We start from the raw sequence: 18,484 nt of genomic DNA on the forward strand, positions 1-18,484 counted from the left end.
GTCATGGCAGCCGAATAGTCTGCGTAGGGGCAAACAATCGCATTTCCCTGTGCAGACAGGTCTTCCCGTGAGCGATCTGGAATCAACCAAGGCGCAAAAAGATCTTAGGCGTCGTCGCCTTCATCTTCGTCGCCGTCGATTTTCATCCCCAATTCCTTGATCTTGCGCGTCAAGGTATTGCGGCCCCAGCCCAGCAACACGGCGGCATCGCGGCGGCGGCCAGCGGTGTGCTTGAGGGCGGTTTCGATCATGATCCGCTCGAACGTCGGAACCGCACTGTCGAGCAGACTGGACTGCCCGCGTGCCAGCGCCTGATCGGCCCATTGGCGCAGCGCATGTTCCCAGTTGGTAACCGGTGCGGCGTCATGCGGCAGGCTAAGCAGTTCTGGTGGCAGGTCGCTGATGTGCACCTCGCGACCTGAGGCCATGACGGTGATCCAGCGGCAGGTGTTTTCCAGCTGACGGACGTTGCCCGGCCATGGCAGGTGCTTGAGGTATTCCTCGGTTTCGGCTTTGAGCAGTTTCGGTTCGACCGACAACTCTTGCGCGGCACGGGCGAGGAAGTGCTTGGCTAGGGTCGGAATGTCTTCGCGACGGTCGGACATCCGTGGAATGTGGATGCGGATCACGTTGAGGCGGTGGAACAAGTCCTCACGGAATTTACCCGCTTGCACCAGGGTTTCCAGATTCTGGTGAGTCGCGGCGATGATGCGTACGTCGACCTTGACCGGGGTATGCCCACCGACACGGTAGAACTCGCCATCAGCCAGTACCCGCAGCAAGCGCGTCTGGGTATCTGCCGGCATATCGCCGATTTCATCAAGGAACAGCGTGCCGCCGTCCGCTTGTTCGAAACGGCCGCGACGCAGGTTGGCCGCGCCGGTAAAGGCGCCTTTTTCGTGGCCGAACAGCTCGGACTCCATCAAGTCCTTAGGAATCGCTGCCATGTTCAACGCAATGAACGGCGACGCGGCGCGCGGGCTGTGGCGGTGCAACGCATGGGCGACCAGTTCTTTACCGGTGCCGGACTCGCCGTTGATCAGCACGGTGATGTTGGAATGGCTCAGGCGCCCGATGGCGCGAAACACTTCCTGCATCGCCGGGGCTTCGCCGATGATTTCCGGGGTGCGGGTCAGGGCCGGCACGACCTGCATGCCGTGTTGTTCCTGGGCATGCTGATTGGCGCGTTTGACCAGAGACACGGCCTCATCGACGTCAAACGGCTTGGGCAGGTATTCGAACGCACCGCCTTGATATGACGCCACTGCGCTGTCGAGATCTGAATGCGCGGTCATGATGATGACCGGCAAGCGCGGATGCAGTTCGCGGATCCGGGCCAACAACTCCAGGCCACTGGCGCCCGGCATGCGAATGTCGGAAATGATCACATCAGGCTGCTGGCGGGCCAGGCGACTCATCACCCCGTCGGCGCTGTCGAAGCTTTGGGTGGTCATGCCTTCTTGTTGCAGGGCTTTTTCCAACACCCAGCGGATAGAACGGTCGTCATCGACGATCCATACAGTTTCACTACGGCTCATGTCGACGCGGCTCCTTGTTCTAGCGGCAGGAAGATCGAGAAGGTGGTGTGGCCAGGATGGCTGTCACACTCGATCAGTCCCTGATGCTGACTGATGATGTTCTGGGTAATCGCGAGGCCGAGCCCGGTGCCATCCGGGCGGCCGCTGACCATGGGGTAAAAAATGGTTTCCTGAAGCTCGGCCGGAACGCCCGGACCGTTGTCGATGATTTCAATCTTGCACACCAGACGGTGGCGGACGTGGCCGATGGTGAACTGGCGCAAGGCGCGGGTGCGCATGCTGATCCGGCCCAGGCGCAACTCGTTCTGACTGCTGATGGCCTGCATGGCGTTGCGCACGATATTGAGGACGGCCTGGATCATTTGCTCGCGGTCGATCAACACGTCTGGAATGCTCGGGTCGTAATCGCGCACCAAGGTGATGCAGCCTTGGCTTTCGGCGTCGACCAGGCTGCACACGCGCTCGAGCACTTCGTGCACGTTGGTCATTGCCAGCGAAGGCAGCTTGTTGGAACCCAGCATGCGGTCGACCAGATTACGCAGGCGGTCGGCCTCTTCGATGATGACGTTGGTGTAATCCTTGAGGCTCTCTTCAGGCAGCTCCCGGGCCAGCAGTTGGGCGGCACCGCGAATCCCGCCGAGCGGGTTCTTGATTTCGTGGGCCAGGCCGCGCACCAGCATTTTGGTGGTTTCCTGCTTGGACAGCTGAGCCTCTTCCTTGGTAATCCGCAGCAAGCGATCACGTGGGTGGACCTCCAGCAGGAGCAGGGTTTCGCCTCCGCTGAGGATCGGGGTGACGGCGTAGTCGACGGTCAAGGTCTGCCCGGTCAACGCGGTGAGCATCGCTTCGCGCTTAGTGAACGGGTGAGCCTGTTCGACAGCCTGACGCAGCGAGCTCAGTGCTTCAGCCGATTCGGTGAACAGCTCGCTGATGAATTGTCCATGGCTGCGTTGGCCGCTGATGGCCAGCAGCATTTCCGCTGCTGGATTCATGTACTCAAGACGCAGGTTCGAGTTGAGTAAAATGGTGGCAGTGGTCAGGTTGTCGAGTAAAAGCCGGTGCAGCGCGTCACTGATAGTCATTACTTGTCGTTGACCTCTTTTGGCACATTGCAACCCCAGGCGGGCCCGGATCGCAGGCGCTGGTTGGTCTTCGCCAGCATGGGTTTAGCCGCTGATACGGTACTGATAGTACGAATCTGCAAAAACCAAACCAAGGCTCCGAAAAGAAGCGCCAAACCCGCAAAATCGGGCTTTTTTCGGACATTGGGTCGTTAGAGGCTACTCTCCGCCAGGATTTTCGAACCAAAATGGGTGGCTTCGTCGATCACGCTGCAAGCTATCGCACCAATATAGTGCCTGACGCTGTTGAGTGGTCAGAAGAAAGGCAGGAGGCTGCTTTTTTTCTCCGCAGGCTTATCGGCAAGGGCGCATTCGGGGCGTACACCGTAATCCGCTTCCTTGCACGGCTGCGCCAGACGTTTTTGCGCCAGGGTGATGCGCAACATATGGAAGGGCTGGTTGGGTGTTCGCTCTACGATGCGATCCGTTTCATCCATAATCTCGACGGCCAGCTGGTGTGTCCCGCGATCAATGTTGATCAGTGGGAACACCGGACTGCGACCTGCTTGCCCGTAGGGTTGGCCGTCGACCAGCAAGCGATACGTGTGACCGTTCTGCAGGGCCGGGTCATTGCTGACGCTGACGATCAGTTCCCCCGTCATGCTGCGCACCGTTGCATCCGGTTCGGGCACCAGGATCCGCAGGAGTTGGTAGCGGAATATGGGCGCGGGTTTTGTGGGGGCGTGGGCCTTCTGCACGACGTGCTTGCGTGGCTGGGAGCTCATATTGCTGGGCGGGATCTCGACGCGATGCGCGTTGCCAGGGTGCGCCTGGTCAGTGAACACCCGGTTGCCTTGCGGATCGACGTAGGTATAGACGTCGGCAACCGCTGGTAATGCGAACAAAATCAGGCATAGCAGCAACAGGCTGCGCACGGGGTTTGATCGGGAAGGCATCTTAAGGTTTACCGAGATGGACGCGCTGCACGCTGATCGTGACGGTCGGGCTTTGCTGGATGATCTGTTGGTCGTTTATCACGCGGACCGCGAGGCTGTGCTCCCCCCGGTCAAGGTTCACTACCTGGAGCCTCGGGACGTTGCTGGGTTGTCCGTAAGCGTTACCGTCGAGCACCAGTTGCAAGAGATGCCCGGGTTGCAGGCGTGGTTGCAGCTGGACGCCAATCGTGAATGTTCCGTTGTTGGCGCGCAGCGCTTCATCGGTCGGCAGGTCACTCAGCGTCAGCACGCCATAGGCGTCGGATGACTGACCCTGATTGGCGCTGGAGGCCGCGTTGTTTTGCTGAGCGGCAGGCTTCTTGGTATCGACACTGTTCAGTGGCGGCAACTGCACGGTTTCGCTTGGTGTGCCGTTGGGTGGTTGATTGCTGTAGGCGGGATTGCCATTGGCGTCGGTGTATTTATAAATCTGCGCCGCGGCGGGCAAGGCGATCGACAGCAGCAGAAATATAAGGCTTCGATGCATGGAATCGTCCAATGGCAATAGCGCGGGTTTTAGTTGGTAGGCTCTACCGATATCGGCATACCGGTGGTGCCAGCATAGAACACAATGAGTTCGGTGGGGCTATTGCCACTGAGGCCGCGGTGAACAATGTTATTCATTTCAGGTAAAACCTGTCCGGCTGTCAATGTTACGGTTTTATCGCTATCCCGTGCCTGAACGATCAACTCGCCCGAGACTACATAACCGGCCGCCGGCATTGGGTGGGAATGCCAATCGAAGCTGCTGCCGGGTGCCATGGTTACTTTTCGAACAGTCAGTTCTGGCTGTCCTTGTGGGTATGCAACATAGGGCGTGCCGTCCCAGGACGATGAGCTCTGCAAAAGGATCTTTGAATCAATGGCTGGCTTCATCTGGGCGTTGGCCGTACCGATGAGAGTCAAGAGGCTTAGGGAGAGCAGGGCTTGTTTGATCATATTCAACTTCCTCGGTCTGCCAGGGCGAAACGCCCTGAGCGCAGCCGAGTAAACGTCATGATCAGGGGCACAAACCAGCCTTCAAGAATTGCAGAAAATGTCGGAAATACGAAGTCATGTAATGGAGGCTCAGCGTCGTATTTTCATGCTAAAGCGAGTTCTCCAGACCTGAGGGGCTAGCTGTTAGCAATCTTGTCAGCGGGGCTGCTGGGTGATGATACAAAGCTCCCCGACTGCACGTCCCAGTGCGATGTCATGGATGGCGTCGTTTGCCTGAAGCTGTCGTTGCTGGTTCAGCCAGGTCGGGCATTGTGGATCGTGCCGGTAGGGCGTGAAGGCTGCGAAGTTTTGCAGCAATCGAATTTGCAGTCGGTCGAGCTGTGGGCGGACTTGATTGACCAGGTCCGGTCTCGCTGTATTCGGCGCCTTGCCTGCCGCGTGCCAATTGGCCAGTAGCGTGTACTGCACCAGCTTGTTCGCCTCGATTTGCGCCGCCAGGAATTGACTGACTTCTTCGGGATTGAGCTTGTAGGCCGGGGCCAGCTTTGCCGCGTTGGCGATGACCTGTTGTTCGCGCAGGCTGTCCTGGATCGGTTTTCCGCTGTCCCATTTGGTGAGTGCGACCTGATCGGCGATGCTCAAGCGTTCACTGACGGTCTGGATCAAGGGCGCCAGCGAGTCGGGTGGTTGAGAGGGTGTGGGCGTATTGGCGCAGGCGCTTATGCTGACTATGGCCGCACATAGAAGAGACAAATGCGGCAGTCGATGTGAATTCGACATGGGTAGACCTCTGGCTGATTCGGCGACCTGATAAAGCCAGAGAGTTAACGCCACAGGTTGTGCTCAAAGCCAGAAACCAATTGTTAAAAAATATCAGGCATAAAAAAGGCCCCCCGAAGGAGGCCTCTATTACGTCGATGCGGCTGACGTAACTGGATTAGCAGCTGTAGTACAGCTCGTATTCCAGTGGGTGTACGAAGGTGCGTACTTTGATTTCTTCTTCGCTTTTCAGAGCGATGTAAGCGTCGATGAAGTCATCGCTGAATACGCCGCCTTTGGTCAGGAACGCACGACCTTTGTCCAGCTCTTCCAGGGCTTCTTTCAAGCTGCCGCAAACTTGTGGGATCTCTTTCGCCTCTTCAGGCGGCAGGTCGTACAGGTTTTTGTCAGCAGCGTCGCCTGGGTGGATTTTGTTCTGGATGCCGTCCAGGCCAGCCATCAACAGTGCAGCGAAGCCCAGGTACGGGTTAGCTGCTGGATCCGGGAAGCGAGCTTCGATACGGCGAGCTTTAGGGCTGGACACGTAAGGAATACGGATCGACGCGGAACGGTTGCGAGCCGAGTAGGCGAGCATTACCGGTGCTTCGAAACCTGGGACCAGACGCTTGTAGGAGTTGGTCGACGGGTTGGTGAAGCCGTTCAGTGCTTTACCGTGCTTGATGATGCCGCCGATGAAGAACAGGGCGGTATCGGACAGGCCGGCATAGCCTTCGCCTGCGAAGGTGTTCTTGCCATCTTTGGAGATGGACATGTGTACGTGCATACCTGAACCGTTGTCGCCATACAGAGGCTTAGGCATGAAGGTAGCGGTACGGCCGTAGGCATCGGCTACGTTGTGTACGCAGTATTTCAGGGTCTGAACTTCATCAGCCTTGGCAACCAGGGTGTTGAATTTCACGCCGATTTCGTTCTGACCGGCAGTCGCCACTTCGTGGTGGTGAACTTCGATGACCAGGCCCATTTCTTCCATGGCATTACACATGGAGGTACGGATTTCGTGGTCGTGGTCGAACGGTGGAACCGGGAAGTAGCCGCCTTTGATACCTGGACGGTGGCCACGGTTGCCGCCTTCCACGTCCTGGTCGGACATCCAGGAGCCTTGTTCGGAGAAGATCTTGAACATGGAACCGGAGATGTCGGACTTGAACTTCACTTCGTCGAAGATGAAGAATTCTGGTTCCGGGCCAACGAAAACAGTGTCGCCGATACCCGTGGACTTCAGGTATTCCTCAGCGCGACGGGCAATGGCGCGTGGGTCGCGGTCATAGCCTTGCATGGTCGAAGGTTCGATGATGTCGCAAACCAGGATGATGGTTGGCTCTTCGGTGAACGGGTCGAGCACGGCAGTGCTGTCGTCAGGCATAAGGATCATGTCGGACGCTTCGATGCCTTTCCAGCCCGCAATGGAGGAACCGTCGAACATTTTGCCGATTTCAAAGAAATCTTCATCCAGCGCATCGCGAGCCGGCATGGTCACGTGGTGCTGAGTGCCTTTGGTATCAGTGAAGCGCAGATCAATCCATTTAACGTCATGATCTTTGATGAGTTGAACCGACTTCGACATGGTGTCCTCCGGGTGGCTTCGGGCCACTTTAGTGGTTTGGCCCTTAGAATTGGGTGATGCCGGCGCGAATACTCTGCCAAGGCAACCTGCCTCACAAGGGAGCAAATTGCATGCCAGTGCCCCGACTTGGGTTTTTCGCGCCAAACGCAGGCATTGCGGGCATTAAAGCTGATAAATCGAAAATTTGATGCACTGATATGATGCGGATTGATGAGAGAGCGGTCTTTTTTGGTGCGTGCAATATTGGCTGTACGATAACTGGTTAAACCTTGAGCAATTTCCGCTATAATCCTGCCCCCTATTTTTCGGCTGGCACCTCGCGCGTTTTTTACATGAAACTAATCGTAAAAGTCTTCCCCGAAATCACTATCAAAAGCCGGCCGGTGCGTAAGCGTTTCATCCGCCAGTTGGCCAAAAACATCCGTACCGTGCTCCGTGATCTGGACCCGGCATTGGTGGTGGGAGGCGTGTGGGACAATCTTGAGGTCGAAACCAGGGTTAGCGAGCCGAAAGCCTTGCAGGAGATGATTGAGCGCCTGAGTTGCATGCCGGGCATCGCACATTTTTTGCAGGTCAATGAATACCCGCTAGGCGATATGGACGACATCGTCGCCAAGTGTAAAGAACACGTCGGCGCATCGTTGGCCGGCAAAATGTTTTCAGTGCGCTGCAAGCGTGCCGGCAAACACAGTTTCAGCTCCATGGATGTCGAGAAATACGTCGGTAGCCAGCTTCGCCAGCAGTGCGGCGCTGCCGGAATTTCCCTGAAAGCACCCGAAATCGAAGTGCGCATGGAAATTCGCGACCAACGGTTGTTTGTGATTCACGGTCAGCACAACAGCATCGGCGGTTATCCGCTGGGTGCGCTCGAGCAGACACTGGTGCTGATGTCCGGCGGTTTCGATTCCACGGTCGCGGCCTACCAGATCATGCGCCGTGGGCTGATGAGCCACTTCTGCTTCTTCAATCTCGGTGGTCGCGCCCACGAATTAGGGGTGATGGAAGTCGCCCATTTCTTGTGGAAGAAGTACGGTAGCTCGCAACGCGTGCTATTTGTCAGCGTCCCGTTTGAAGAAGTACTGGGAGAAATTCTCGGTAAAGTCGATAACAGTCATATGGGCGTGGTGTTGAAGCGTATGATGTTGCGCGCAGCGACCCGTATCGCTGATCGGCTCGAGATTGATGTGCTGGTAACAGGCGAGGCGATCTCTCAGGTCTCCAGCCAGACCCTGCCCAATCTGTCGCTGATCGATTCGGTCACGGAAAAGCTGGTTTTGCGTCCACTGATCGCCAGCCACAAGCAAGACATCATCGATCAGGCTTACGATATAGGCACTGCCGATTTCGCCAAGCACATGCCCGAGTATTGTGGGGTGATTTCGGTCAACCCCAAGACCCACGCCAAGCGCAACCGCGTGGAGTATGAAGAACAGCAGTTTGATATGGCGGTGCTCGAGCGTGCGCTTGAGCAAGCCAGGTTGGTGCCGATCGATCGCGTTATCGACGAATTGGGCCAGGACATTGAAATCGAGGAAGTCAGTGAAGCACTGGCCGGTCAGGTCATCGTCGACATCCGTCATCCGGATGCTCAGCATGACGAACCGCTGGAGTTGCCTGGCATTGAAATACAGACGCTGCCGTTCTATGCATTGAACAGCCGCTTCAAGGAACTGGATGAGACTCGCCAGTACCTGTTGTATTGCGACAAAGGCGTGATGAGTCGCCTGCATGCCCACCATTTGCTCAGTGAGGGGCATGCCAATGTGCGCGTTTATCGACCGAGCTAAGTGCCCGGGGCTGTTTGCCTGTGGCTTGCGTCACCGGCCCCCCGACGCCAGTCGTCAAGCCGTCATGGCTTTCGCCGACTCTACTGTTAATAGCTGCCTACAATAGGCAGCTGACCGAATCCTCTGATCGAGATACACAAGTGATCGAAAATCTACGTAACATCGCCATCATTGCTCACGTTGACCATGGTAAAACCACCCTGGTAGACAAACTCTTGCGTCAATCCGGCACCCTGGAGCGCAACGAGCTCAACGACGAGCGCGTGATGGACTCCAACGACCAGGAGAAAGAACGCGGTATTACCATTCTTGCCAAGAACACCGCTATCAACTGGAACGGCTACCACATCAACATCGTGGATACCCCGGGCCACGCCGACTTCGGCGGCGAAGTTGAACGCGTAATGTCGATGGTTGACTCCGTTCTGCTGCTGGTTGACGCTCAAGACGGCCCTATGCCGCAAACCCGTTTCGTGACCAAGAAGGCTTTCGAAGCCGGCCTGCGTCCGATCGTTGTGATCAACAAGGTCGACCGTCCGGGCGCTCGTCCAGACTGGGTTCTGGATCAGATCTTCGACCTGTTCGACAACCTGGGTGCTACTGAAGAACAACTGGACTTCCACGTTGTTTACGCGTCTGCACTGAACGGTATTGCCGGTCTGTCGCACACCGATATGGCCGAAGACATGACCCCGCTGTACCAGGCCATCGTCGACCACGTGCCGGCTCCAAAAGTCGACCGTGACGGTCCGTTCCAGATGCAAATCTCCGCTCTGGACTACAACAGCTTCCTGGGCGTCATCGGTGTTGGCCGTATCGCTCGTGGTCGCGTCAAGCCGAACACTCAGGTTGTAGCTATCGACATCGACGGCAAGCGCCGTAACGGTCGTATCCTCAAGCTGATGGGTCACCACGGTCTGCACCGTATCGACGTTGACGAAGCAGCTGCCGGCGATATCGTTTGCATCAGCGGCTTCGACCAGCTGTTCATCTCCGACACTCTGTGCGACCCACTGAACGTCGAAGCGATGAAGCCGCTGACCGTTGACGAACCAACCGTTTCCATGACTTTCCAGGTAAACGACTCGCCTTTCTGCGGTAAAGAAGGCAAGTTCGTCACCAGCCGTAACATCAAGGAACGTCTGGACAAAGAATTGCTGTTCAACGTTGCACTGCGCGTTGAAGAAGGCGACTCGGCTGACAAGTTCAAAGTGTCCGGCCGTGGTGAGCTGCACCTCTCGGTACTGATCGAAACCATGCGTCGCGAAGGCTTCGAAATGGGCGTTGGTCGTCCAGAAGTGATCATCCGTATGGTTGACGGCGTTAAGCACGAACCGTACGAAAACGTCACCATCGACCTGCCGGAAATTGCGCAAGGCGCGATCATGGAGCAAATCGGTATCCGTAAAGGCGACCTGACCAACATGGTTCCGGATGGCAAAGGGCGCGTTCGCCTTGAGTACAACATCCCGGCACGTGGCTTGATCGGTTTCCGTAACGAATTCCTGACCCTGACATCCGGTGCCGGCATCCTGACCAGCATCTTCGACCGTTACGACGTCATGAAGTCCGGCGACATGTCCGGTCGTCAGAACGGCGTACTGGTTTCGGTTGCTACCGGTAAGGCTCTGACCTACTCGCTGGAAACTCTGCAGGCGCGTGGCAAGCTGTTCCTGGGTCACGGTGAAGACGTGTACGAAGGTCAAATCGTCGGCATCAACAGCCGTGACAACGACCTGGGCGTTAACCCAACCAAAGGCAAGAAGCTCGACAACATGCGTGCTTCCGGTAAAGACGAAACCATCGCTTTGGTTCCGCCTATCCGTTTCACTTTGGAACAAGCGCTGGAATTCGTTCAAGAAGACGAACTCTGCGAAGTAACGCCGAAGTCGATCCGCCTGCGTAAGAAAATCCTTGGTGAAAGCGAGCGCACCCGCTCTGCCAAGAAAAACGGCAACTGATTCATTAGTTAGCTGTTAAAAAAACGCCCCCGACCGCAAGGTCGGGGGCGTTTTTGTTTGTCTGGAAAATGTCAGAAACGCTGTAAGAGTGGTGCGTCAAGTTTGACTGGGTTGGTCCACTCGAGCGCTAATTAGACGGTATATGACAGACACGGCTCCCCAGCGGGCAGGCGACCGGTGTTGATCAGAAGGTTGGTTTAGCGGACTTTAAAGCAGCGCTGGCTGCGTGGGGAGTGCAGCCAGCGGCAGATATAGCGACACGTGCGATCACTCAGCGGCGATCATGATCATCCCAATGTTTGCGATGACCATAGGCATGACCACGACCGCGATGGTCGCCGCGGTAATCACGACGATCATCGCGACCACGGTAGCGGCGGTCTCCACGACCATCGTCGCGGCTTTCGTTGCCCATGTAGTTACCCAGGGCGCCACCTGCACCGCCACCGGCTGCTGCGCCGATCAGGCTGCCGGTAGTGCCGCCGACGCTGCGGCCAAGCACGTTGCCGCCCGCTGCGCCCAAGCCGCCACCAATAGCGGCTTCACCACGGTTGCGACGGTCTGCGCCCACTGCGCCACCTGCCGCACCGCCTAGACCAGCGCCAATCGCTGAACCTGTGCTGCCGCCCAATTGTTGGCCGACAACGGAACCGAGTACCCCACCCAATGCACCGCCCACGCCGGCTTCAGCGGTGCCGCCAGCTGAGGCAAAACCACTGGCCAGGGAGAGAGACAACAACAGAATCGAGGAATACTTCATGTATGGAACCTCATAGGGATGACGGCGCGATCCTGAGGCCATGTCAGTATTGCTACAATCTAAATCCGACGAGTAACACGTATTATAAGAAAACACTAACATGCTGTTTTTTAACGGGAACTTTAGTTGTAAATAGCACTCTGAGCTTACTTGGCATACATGCCGTTAGTCGCTGTATGCCATTGTTCCTTGTCAGTTTACATAATCCGTCCGTCGTCACTTGCTGTTTCCAGGCGGATAGCGATGAACTTTGACGTTGGTGTATGGCTGCCGTCACCCACGCTTTCGAGTGGCACTAACGGGTTCACTTCCGGGTAATAAGCGGCTGCTTGTCCGGCGGGAATATCGAATGCCAGCAGGGTGAAGCCTTTTACGCGGCGCTCGCGACCATCGTCCCAGATCGACACCAGGTCCGCTTTCTGCCCCGGCTTGAAGCCCAGGCGGATAATGTCTGCTTCGTTGACGAACAACACATCCCGCTGACCTTTGACCCCGCGATAACGGTCGTCCAGCCCATAAATAGTGGTGTTGTACTGATCGTGCGAGCGCATGGACTGCATGATCAGGTCGGGAGTCTGGCCGGTAGAGCGTACGTTCTCATGCACCAGGTCCAGCGGCAGGACGTTGGCCTTGAAGTTGGCTCGGGCGGTGGGTGTGTTCCAGCGGCGTTTACTGGCTGCATTGCCGAGATAGAAGCCCCCCGGATTTTTCAGGCGCTCATTGAAGTCCTTGAAACCGGGGATGGTGTCAGCAATCAGGTCGCGAATACGGCTGTAATCCGCAGTCAGCCACAACCAGTCCACGGGTTGCGTGCCCAGGGTCGCGGCAGCGATACCGGCGATGATTGCCGGCTCCGAACGCATCTGTCTGGACAGGGGCTGCAGTTGGCCATTGGACGCATGAACCATGCTGAACGAGTCTTCCACCGTCACCGCTTGTGGGCCTTCGGACTGGATATCAATATCGGTCCGGCCGAAGCATGGCAGGATCAGTGCGTGTGCGCCGTGAGTCAGGTGGCTGCGGTTGAGCTTGGTGCTGATCTGCACCGTCAGGTCGCAGTTGTTCAAGGCTTCAACGGTGCGTGTGCTGTCTGGTGTGGCTTGGGCGAAGTTGCCACCCAGGCCGATAAAGACCCTTGATTTGCCCGCGAGCATTGAGTGGATAGCTTCCACCACGTTATGACCCGATGCGCGTGGGGCTTTGAACTGGAAGCGTTTTTCCAGCGCATCAAGGAATAACGCAGGTGGGCGCTCATTGATGCCCATGGTCCGGTCGCCCTGCACGTTACTGTGACCACGCACTGGGCACAGGCCTGCGCCGGGCTTGCCGATGTTGCCGCGCAGGAGCATCAGGTTGGCAATTTCCTGAATGGTCGGCACCGAATGGCGATGCTGAGTGATGCCCATCGCCCAGCACATGATGACTTTCTGACCTTTGCAGTACATCTTCGCCGCGTGCTCGATATCGGCAAGGGGCAAGCCGGACTGCTCAATGATCTCTTCCCACGAGGTGTCATCGACGGTCGCCAGGTAATCAAGCACGCCGTCGGTGTGTTCGTTTAGGAAGGCGTGATCGAATACCGACGGTGCGTTGTTGGCCTGAGCCTCGCGTTCCCATTGCAACAGGTACTTGGCCATGCCGCGCAACAGCGCCATGTCGCCACCCAATGCCGGGCGGAAGTACGCAGTGTTGGTCGGCTCCGAGCCGTTGGTGAGCATTTCCAGCGGGTGCTGCGGATGCTGGAAGCGTTCCAGGCCGCGTTCTTTGAGCGGGTTGACGCACACCACTTGCGCGCCGCGTTTGACGGCTTCACGCAGCGGTTCGAGCATGCGCGGGTGGTTGGTGCCGGGGTTTTGGCCGAGAACGAAAATCGCATCGGCGTGTTCGAAGTCATCGAAGGTTACCGTGCCTTTACCGACGCCAACGCTTTGCGCCAGGGCGACACCGCTGGCCTCGTGGCACATGTTCGAGCAGTCGGGGAAATTGTTGGTGCCGTAGGCGCGTACGAACAGCTGATACAGGTAGGCGGCTTCATTGCTGGCCCGGCCCGAGGTATAGAACTCGGCCATGTTCGGGCTTGGCAGCTTACGCAGATGCTTGCCAATCAGGGCGAACGCGTCGTCCCAACTGATTGGCGTGTAACGATCGGTTTCAGCGTTGTAGCTCATCGGCTCGGTCAGGCGACCCTGGTACTCGAGCCAGTAGTCGCTTTGCTCACGCAGGGCGCTGACGCTGTAGCGGGCGAAGAACGAGGCATCGACACGGCGCTTGGTGGCTTCCCAGTTGACCGCCTTGGCGCCGTTCTCGCAGAACTTCACGATGCCGCTTTCCGGCGAATCGCCCCACGCGCAGCCTGGGCAGTCGAAGCCGCCGTTCTGGTTAGTCTTGAGCATCATGCGCAGGTTCTTCAGTGCGTTATCACTGCTCAGCCAAGCCTGCGTCACACTGACCAGTGCGCCCCAGCCGCCCGCCGCGCCTCTGTACGGTTTGTAGCGGGGCGTCGGGGTTTTGTCGGCTTGGTGACGAATGCTCACGCTTGATTCTCCATCGCAGGGCTATAGACCCGCGGCGCACTGTGTTGCGGCAGGTGGATTAAATTGAGGTTGTGTCGGCGTGCCCATTGCAGGGCCAGGCCGGTGGGCGAGGACAGGCTGACCAGCGTCTGAATGCGGGCGCGCAGTACTTTCTGGATCAGTTCCAGGCTGCAACGGCTGGTGACGATGGCAATCCCGCCAGTCAATGGAATGTTCTGGCGGATCAACGCACCGATCAGTTTGTCGAGGGCGTTATGCCGGCCGATGTCTTCGCGGCCCAGCAGCAGCTCTCCCGTGCTGTCCATGAACAGCGCGGCATGTACCGCGCCGCAATGCTGGCCCAGTGGCTGGAATGCGCTGATGCGTTGGCGCAGCCCTTCCAGCCAGATCGCAGGCGGCAATGGCGCGCCCGGCAATACATCGAGTTCGGGTAACGCTTGCTCGACCGCTTCCACACCGCACAGGCCACAGCCACTGGTCCCGGCCAGTTGGCGACGCTGCTGTTTGAGGTTCCAGAAGGCGCGGCTGGCGATCTCCACCTGCGCGTGCTGCGCAGAACCCGAGCCGCTGAGCTTCAGGTCGTAGATTTCGTCGGGAGAGGCAATGATGCCGCTGCCCAGGCTGAAGCCGACGATGAAGTCTTCGAGATCGGTCGGGCTGACCAGCATCACCGCTTGGCTGATGCCATTGTAGGCAATGGCCAGCGCCACCTCTTCGGCCAGCGCCGTGCTCCCCGAGGCTTCGCGTTCAAGGTTTGAGTAGCTGTAGGCGTGGCTTGCGGCGGACGCGGGCGCCGTGCTGACCGTGCGCTTGGCGGGCATGGGATCGTACCGGCAGGTTATTTGCCTTTAGCCTAGGCCTGTCGTCGGATAACGTCTAATCGCTAGTGCTGATGCCTTGATAGATGACGTCGATCAAGATGCTTCGATGATTTTCTGGTAGGCCGCGAAGCATGCTTCGGCCAGGGCAGAGCGCGGCGCGCTACGACGCATGATCAAACCCAGCCGGGCCAGGGTTTTGGCCTCCGCGATAGGGTGCAGGCGCAGGTGCTCGGTCAGGGTCTCCAGACCGCCATCAAGTGGCATGATCGCGCAACAGAAACCGCCATGCACCGCTTGCAGCAACTGATGGACCGCGTCGGTTTGCAACAAGGGCAGGGGGTTCAGGCCCCGACTGTGGAAATTGTGGTCGATGGATTGACGAAAGTGCATGCCGCTGGTCAGTAGGCCGAGGGGCAGCTCGATCAGGCTTTCCCAGCTGAGTGGATCTTCACCGAAGCTGAAGTGACGGTGATCGTAAAGCAGGCCCATGCGTGTTTTTGCCAGTGCCAGAGAATCAAAGCGCTCACCGTCGAGCCGGTCCAGATACGACACGCCCAGATCCAGCTGATTGCTCGCCAACTGCTCCAGAATCTGCTCGGAGCTGAGCGCCGACAGTTCGAAGCGCAGGTTGGGGTGCAACTGATGCAGGCGTTGCATCAGTGGCAGTGGATCGAAACTCGACAGCGGCACCACGCCCAGGCGCAACGTACCGACCAGATGCCCCCGGCACGCTGCCGCTTCGGCGTACAAGCCGTCATAGGCGGCGAGTACCGTCCGCGCCCAGGCCAATACCCGTTCACCCGGCGCGGTAAAACTTTCGAAGCGCTGACCACGATTGACCAGCGGCAACTCCAGCTCTTCTTCCAGGCTGCGCAGGCGCATCGACAGGGTCGGCTGGGTAATGTGGCAGCGCGCCGCCGCTTGGCCGAAGTGCCGGGTCTCGTCGAGGGCGATGAGGAATTTAAGCTGTTTGATGTCCATCTTCGCTCCGGGGCGTTATGCAGGCAGTTCGTCCTGTAGCTGGCTTGCCTGCGATCAGGTTGATGCGGTGTGTCAGGTAAAACGCCATCGTGGGCAAGCCCGCTCCTACAGTGTCCGCGCAGCTAAAGCCCCGCAATCAACGTCCGATAATCCGCTACTGCGGCAAACTCTTCGGTGTTCTTCGGGCCCTTGCGGCTGTCGGGTTCGCTGACGGCCAGCAGATGGGCGATTCCGAATGTTCGGGCGCTGCGCAGGATCGGCAGGGTGTCATCGATGAACAGGCTGCGACCTGGCTCGAAGGCGATGTCGGCGTGCAACGCATCCCAGAACTGCGCGTTCTCTTTGGCGAACCCGTAGTCGTGGGAGCTGATCATGCGTTCGAAGTAGGGCGCCAGTTGCACCCGCTCCATCTTTAATGACAGCGAGTCGCGGTGGGCGTTGGTGATCATGATCACGCGTTTGCCGGCCTGCTTGATTGCCATCAAAAACGTTTCGGCATCCGGACGCAGGGAGATCAGGTGCGCAGTTTCCAGTTTCAGCTCGCGCAGCGGTAGCTTCAGCTCGGCGCTCCAGAAGTCCAGGCAGTACCAGTTGAGCGTGCCGGCATTCTTTTCGAACAGCGGGGCCATTTCCAGTTCGGCCATGGCCCGGCTGACCCCGTGCAGTTCGGCGTAGCGCTGTGGCAGGTGCTCCATCCAGAAATGGTTGTCGTAATGCAAGTCGAGCAGGGTGCCGTCCATATCGAGCAGAACGGTATCAATGTCGCGCCAGGGTAAAGAAGGCATTCAGGTCTCTCGGGCGGTGAATGAGCCACGTCAGCATATCCGACACAGACAATCGGGAAAGCCACGGTATAGTACTCCGTCCACGCCAAGGAGCTTGCCATGCGACAGAAACCCACCATCCTCGCCCGCGAAATCGTCGCCAGTAGCCATCTGTTCCGTGTCGAAGCGTTGCAGTTACGTTTTGCCAACGGCGTCGAGCGCACGTACGAGCGTCTGGTGAGTAGAGGCGTTGGTTATGGCGCAGTGATGATCGTCGCGATGCTCGATGCCGACCACGCGGTATTGATCGAGGAGTACTGCGGGGGGACCGACGAGTACGAGTTGTCTTTGCCCAAGGGCCTGATCGAACCGGGCGAAGACATCCTGGCCGCTGCCAATCGTGAGCTTAAGGAGGAAGCCGGGTTTGGCGCTCATCAGCTTGAGCATTTGACCGAGCTGTCCCTGTCGCCCGGTTACATGAGCCAGAAGATTCAGGTGGTGTTGGCCACTGATTTGTATGAAGAGAGCCTGCCGGGCGACGAGCCAGAGCCGATGCGCGTCGACAAGGTCAATCTGCGTGAACTGTCCAGCCTGATTCAACACCCACAGTTCAGCGAGGGCCGTGCCTTGGCGGCGCTGTATCTGGTCCGCGACTTATTGACCCAGCGTGGAGTATTCGAGCCATGACCCAAGCGTTCGCTCATCTGCCGCATCAGTTGTTGGCGCCCGTGATTGAGCTGGCCAGACGTGCAGGCGAAGTGATCCTGCCGTATTGGCGCGCAAATGTGTCCGTCGTCACCAAGACCGATGCGTCGCCCGTCACCGCCGCGGATATAGCGGCGCATCATCTATTGGTCGCGGGTTTGCAGGCGCTGGCGCCTGATATTCATGTGCTGTCTGAAGAAGATGCCGACATTCCCCTCAGTGAGCGCTCCACTTGGGAGCGCTGGTGGCTGGTCGATCCGCTGGACGGCACCAAGGAATTCATTTCCGGCAGCGAAGAATTTACCGTCAACATCGCCCTGATCGAACAGGGGCGCGTGGTGTTTGGCGTGGTCTCGATGCCCACCAATAATCGCTGCTACTTCGGCGGTGCGGGGTTGGGCGCGTGGCGCAGTGATGATGAGGCGCATGCTGCGCCGATCCGCGTGCGAACGGCGCCAGCACCCGGCGAAGCGTTTACCGTGGTCGCCAGCCGTCGTCACACCAGCCCGGAACAGGAGCGCTTGTTGGAGGGGTTGTCCGAGAGCCTGGGTGATTTGCAACTGACCAGCGTCGGCAGCTCATTGAAGTTCTGCCTGCTTGCCGAAGGTGCCGCCGATTGTTATCCGCGTCTGGCGCCGACCTCGCAGTGGGACACCGCTGCGGCTCAAGGGGTACTCGAAGGCGCAGGCGGCGAAGTGCTCGATCTGGCAGGCGAGACGTTCAGCTACCCGTCGCGCGAGTCGCTGCTCAACACCTCGTTTCTCGCGTTGCCGGCGAACGCGCCGTGGCGCAGCAAGCTGTTGGCGCTGGCTAAATCCGAGCTATAGGGCTTAACGATGCAACACAAACTGCCCGCTGAAACGTACTGCCGCGTTGTCACTGCCCTGATTGAAAATGTGCGTCGGCAAGGTCAAGCGGGCGCGTCCATAACGGCGGTACGTGCTTAGAAATTTTTCCCAGGCGGCATCCTCTGGCGCCTCGCACGTGGCGATGGCATCGGCGGTGACCGGTAGCGGATAGCTGATCTGCCCTTCCTGAATCACAATATGCCCGTCTTCGATCCCCTCTTCGCGCAGGCGCAAATGCAGCCAGCCCCAACCCGCCAGCACGGCCGCGCTGTACAGGCTACCGCCGAACATGGTGTTTTTGTGATTGGTGTTGGGGGCCAGGGGTAACTGCAGACGCAGCTGTCGCCCTTGCCAGCTGAGCACCTTGAGGCCCATCTCGCGGGTCAGGGGAATGTCGTGATGCAGCACCTTCTGCAAATGGTGGCTGTCGTTATTCATGCGGGCTC

General features: G+C 58.2%; 17 protein-coding genes. 4 read left to right on the forward strand and 13 right to left on the reverse strand.

The window, feature by feature from the left end:
* Positions 1 to 104 precede the first annotated feature (104 nt).
* The 7 genes from ntrC to glnA form a co-directional block, all read right to left on the reverse strand.
* Positions 105 to 1,538 (reverse strand): nitrogen regulation protein NR(I), encoded by a 1,434-nt coding sequence (gene ntrC, locus RGU44_RS20660; protein WP_322177285.1) that lies wholly within the window; start codon positions 1,536 to 1,538, stop codon positions 105 to 107.
* Positions 1,535 to 2,620, reverse strand: coding sequence for a nitrogen regulation protein NR(II) (gene glnL, locus RGU44_RS20665; RefSeq protein ID WP_322177286.1), 1,086 nt, complete (start codon positions 2,618 to 2,620; stop codon positions 1,535 to 1,537). Before glnL ends, ntrC begins: the two co-directional genes overlap by 4 nt.
* A 293-nt stretch (positions 2,621 to 2,913) precedes the next feature.
* Entirely contained in the window at positions 2,914 to 3,534 is a 621-nt protein-coding gene (locus tag RGU44_RS20670) for a DUF4124 domain-containing protein (protein WP_322278485.1), read from the reverse strand.
* Between the two features lie 22 nt (positions 3,535 to 3,556).
* Entirely contained in the window at positions 3,557 to 4,081 is a 525-nt protein-coding gene (locus tag RGU44_RS20675) for a DUF4124 domain-containing protein (RefSeq protein ID WP_322218890.1), read from the reverse strand.
* 29 nt (positions 4,082 to 4,110) lie between these two features.
* Positions 4,111 to 4,533: a cupin domain-containing protein gene (locus RGU44_RS20680; protein ID WP_322218893.1), complete on the reverse strand. Its 423-nt coding sequence runs from the start codon at positions 4,531 to 4,533 to the stop codon at positions 4,111 to 4,113.
* A gap of 195 nt (positions 4,534 to 4,728) precedes the next feature.
* On the reverse strand, positions 4,729 to 5,313 hold the full coding sequence (locus RGU44_RS20685; protein ID WP_322177289.1) for a chorismate mutase: 585 nt from the start codon (positions 5,311 to 5,313) through the stop codon (positions 4,729 to 4,731).
* A gap of 157 nt (positions 5,314 to 5,470) precedes the next feature.
* Positions 5,471 to 6,877 (reverse strand): glutamate--ammonia ligase, encoded by a 1,407-nt coding sequence (gene glnA, locus RGU44_RS20690; RefSeq protein ID WP_322177290.1) that lies wholly within the window; start codon positions 6,875 to 6,877, stop codon positions 5,471 to 5,473.
* Positions 6,878 to 7,209: 332 nt separating this feature from the next.
* Between glnA and thiI the strand changes: the two genes are divergently transcribed.
* Together thiI and typA are read left to right on the forward strand one after the other, a co-directional pair.
* Entirely contained in the window at positions 7,210 to 8,664 is a 1,455-nt protein-coding gene (thiI, locus tag RGU44_RS20695) for a tRNA uracil 4-sulfurtransferase ThiI (RefSeq protein ID WP_322177291.1), read from the forward strand.
* Between the two features lie 140 nt (positions 8,665 to 8,804).
* Positions 8,805 to 10,625 carry a translational GTPase TypA gene (gene typA, locus RGU44_RS20700; protein ID WP_219063756.1) on the forward strand — a complete coding sequence of 607 codons (1,821 nt, stop codon included), beginning with the start codon at positions 8,805 to 8,807 and terminating at the stop codon, positions 10,623 to 10,625.
* 271 nt (positions 10,626 to 10,896) lie between these two features.
* Here the strand turns inward: typA and RGU44_RS20705 are convergent, their stop codons facing one another.
* The 5 genes from RGU44_RS20705 to yrfG form a co-directional block, all read right to left on the reverse strand.
* Positions 10,897 to 11,385, reverse strand: a complete 489-nt coding sequence (locus RGU44_RS20705; RefSeq protein WP_322177293.1) for a glycine zipper domain-containing protein — start codon at positions 11,383 to 11,385, stop codon at positions 10,897 to 10,899.
* Positions 11,386 to 11,582: 197 nt separating this feature from the next.
* Positions 11,583 to 13,919 carry an FdhF/YdeP family oxidoreductase gene (locus RGU44_RS20710; RefSeq protein ID WP_322218896.1) on the reverse strand — a complete coding sequence of 779 codons (2,337 nt, stop codon included), beginning with the start codon at positions 13,917 to 13,919 and terminating at the stop codon, positions 11,583 to 11,585.
* On the reverse strand, positions 13,916 to 14,740 hold the full coding sequence (fdhD, locus tag RGU44_RS20715) for a formate dehydrogenase accessory sulfurtransferase FdhD (RefSeq protein ID WP_322177295.1): 825 nt from the start codon (positions 14,738 to 14,740) through the stop codon (positions 13,916 to 13,918). The genes RGU44_RS20710 and fdhD overlap by 4 nt, the downstream gene beginning before the upstream one ends.
* 93 nt (positions 14,741 to 14,833) lie before the next feature.
* Positions 14,834 to 15,721: a LysR family transcriptional regulator gene (locus RGU44_RS20720; protein WP_322218898.1), complete on the reverse strand. Its 888-nt coding sequence runs from the start codon at positions 15,719 to 15,721 to the stop codon at positions 14,834 to 14,836.
* Between the two features lie 122 nt (positions 15,722 to 15,843).
* Positions 15,844 to 16,506 carry a GMP/IMP nucleotidase gene (yrfG, locus tag RGU44_RS20725; RefSeq protein WP_322218900.1) on the reverse strand — a complete coding sequence of 221 codons (663 nt, stop codon included), beginning with the start codon at positions 16,504 to 16,506 and terminating at the stop codon, positions 15,844 to 15,846.
* A 99-nt stretch (positions 16,507 to 16,605) separates the two neighbouring features.
* On the opposite strand from yrfG, the gene nudE reads away from it, so the two are divergent.
* Positions 16,606 to 17,172, forward strand: coding sequence for an ADP compounds hydrolase NudE (nudE, locus tag RGU44_RS20730; RefSeq protein WP_322177298.1), 567 nt, complete (start codon positions 16,606 to 16,608; stop codon positions 17,170 to 17,172).
* Positions 17,169 to 18,017, forward strand: coding sequence for a 3'(2'),5'-bisphosphate nucleotidase CysQ (gene cysQ, locus RGU44_RS20735; RefSeq protein WP_322218903.1), 849 nt, complete (start codon positions 17,169 to 17,171; stop codon positions 18,015 to 18,017). The genes nudE and cysQ overlap by 4 nt, the downstream gene beginning before the upstream one ends.
* Positions 18,018 to 18,020: 3 nt before the next feature.
* Here the strand turns inward: cysQ and RGU44_RS20740 are convergent, their stop codons facing one another.
* A complete protein-coding gene (locus RGU44_RS20740) occupies positions 18,021 to 18,476 on the reverse strand; it encodes a thioesterase domain-containing protein (RefSeq protein WP_322218906.1) in 456 nt (151 codons plus the stop codon).
* Positions 18,477 to 18,484: the final 8 nt, after the last annotated feature.

Source organism: Pseudomonas sp. 5C2, from assembly GCF_034314155.1.
Lineage (GTDB): Bacteria > Pseudomonadota > Gammaproteobacteria > Pseudomonadales > Pseudomonadaceae > Aquipseudomonas.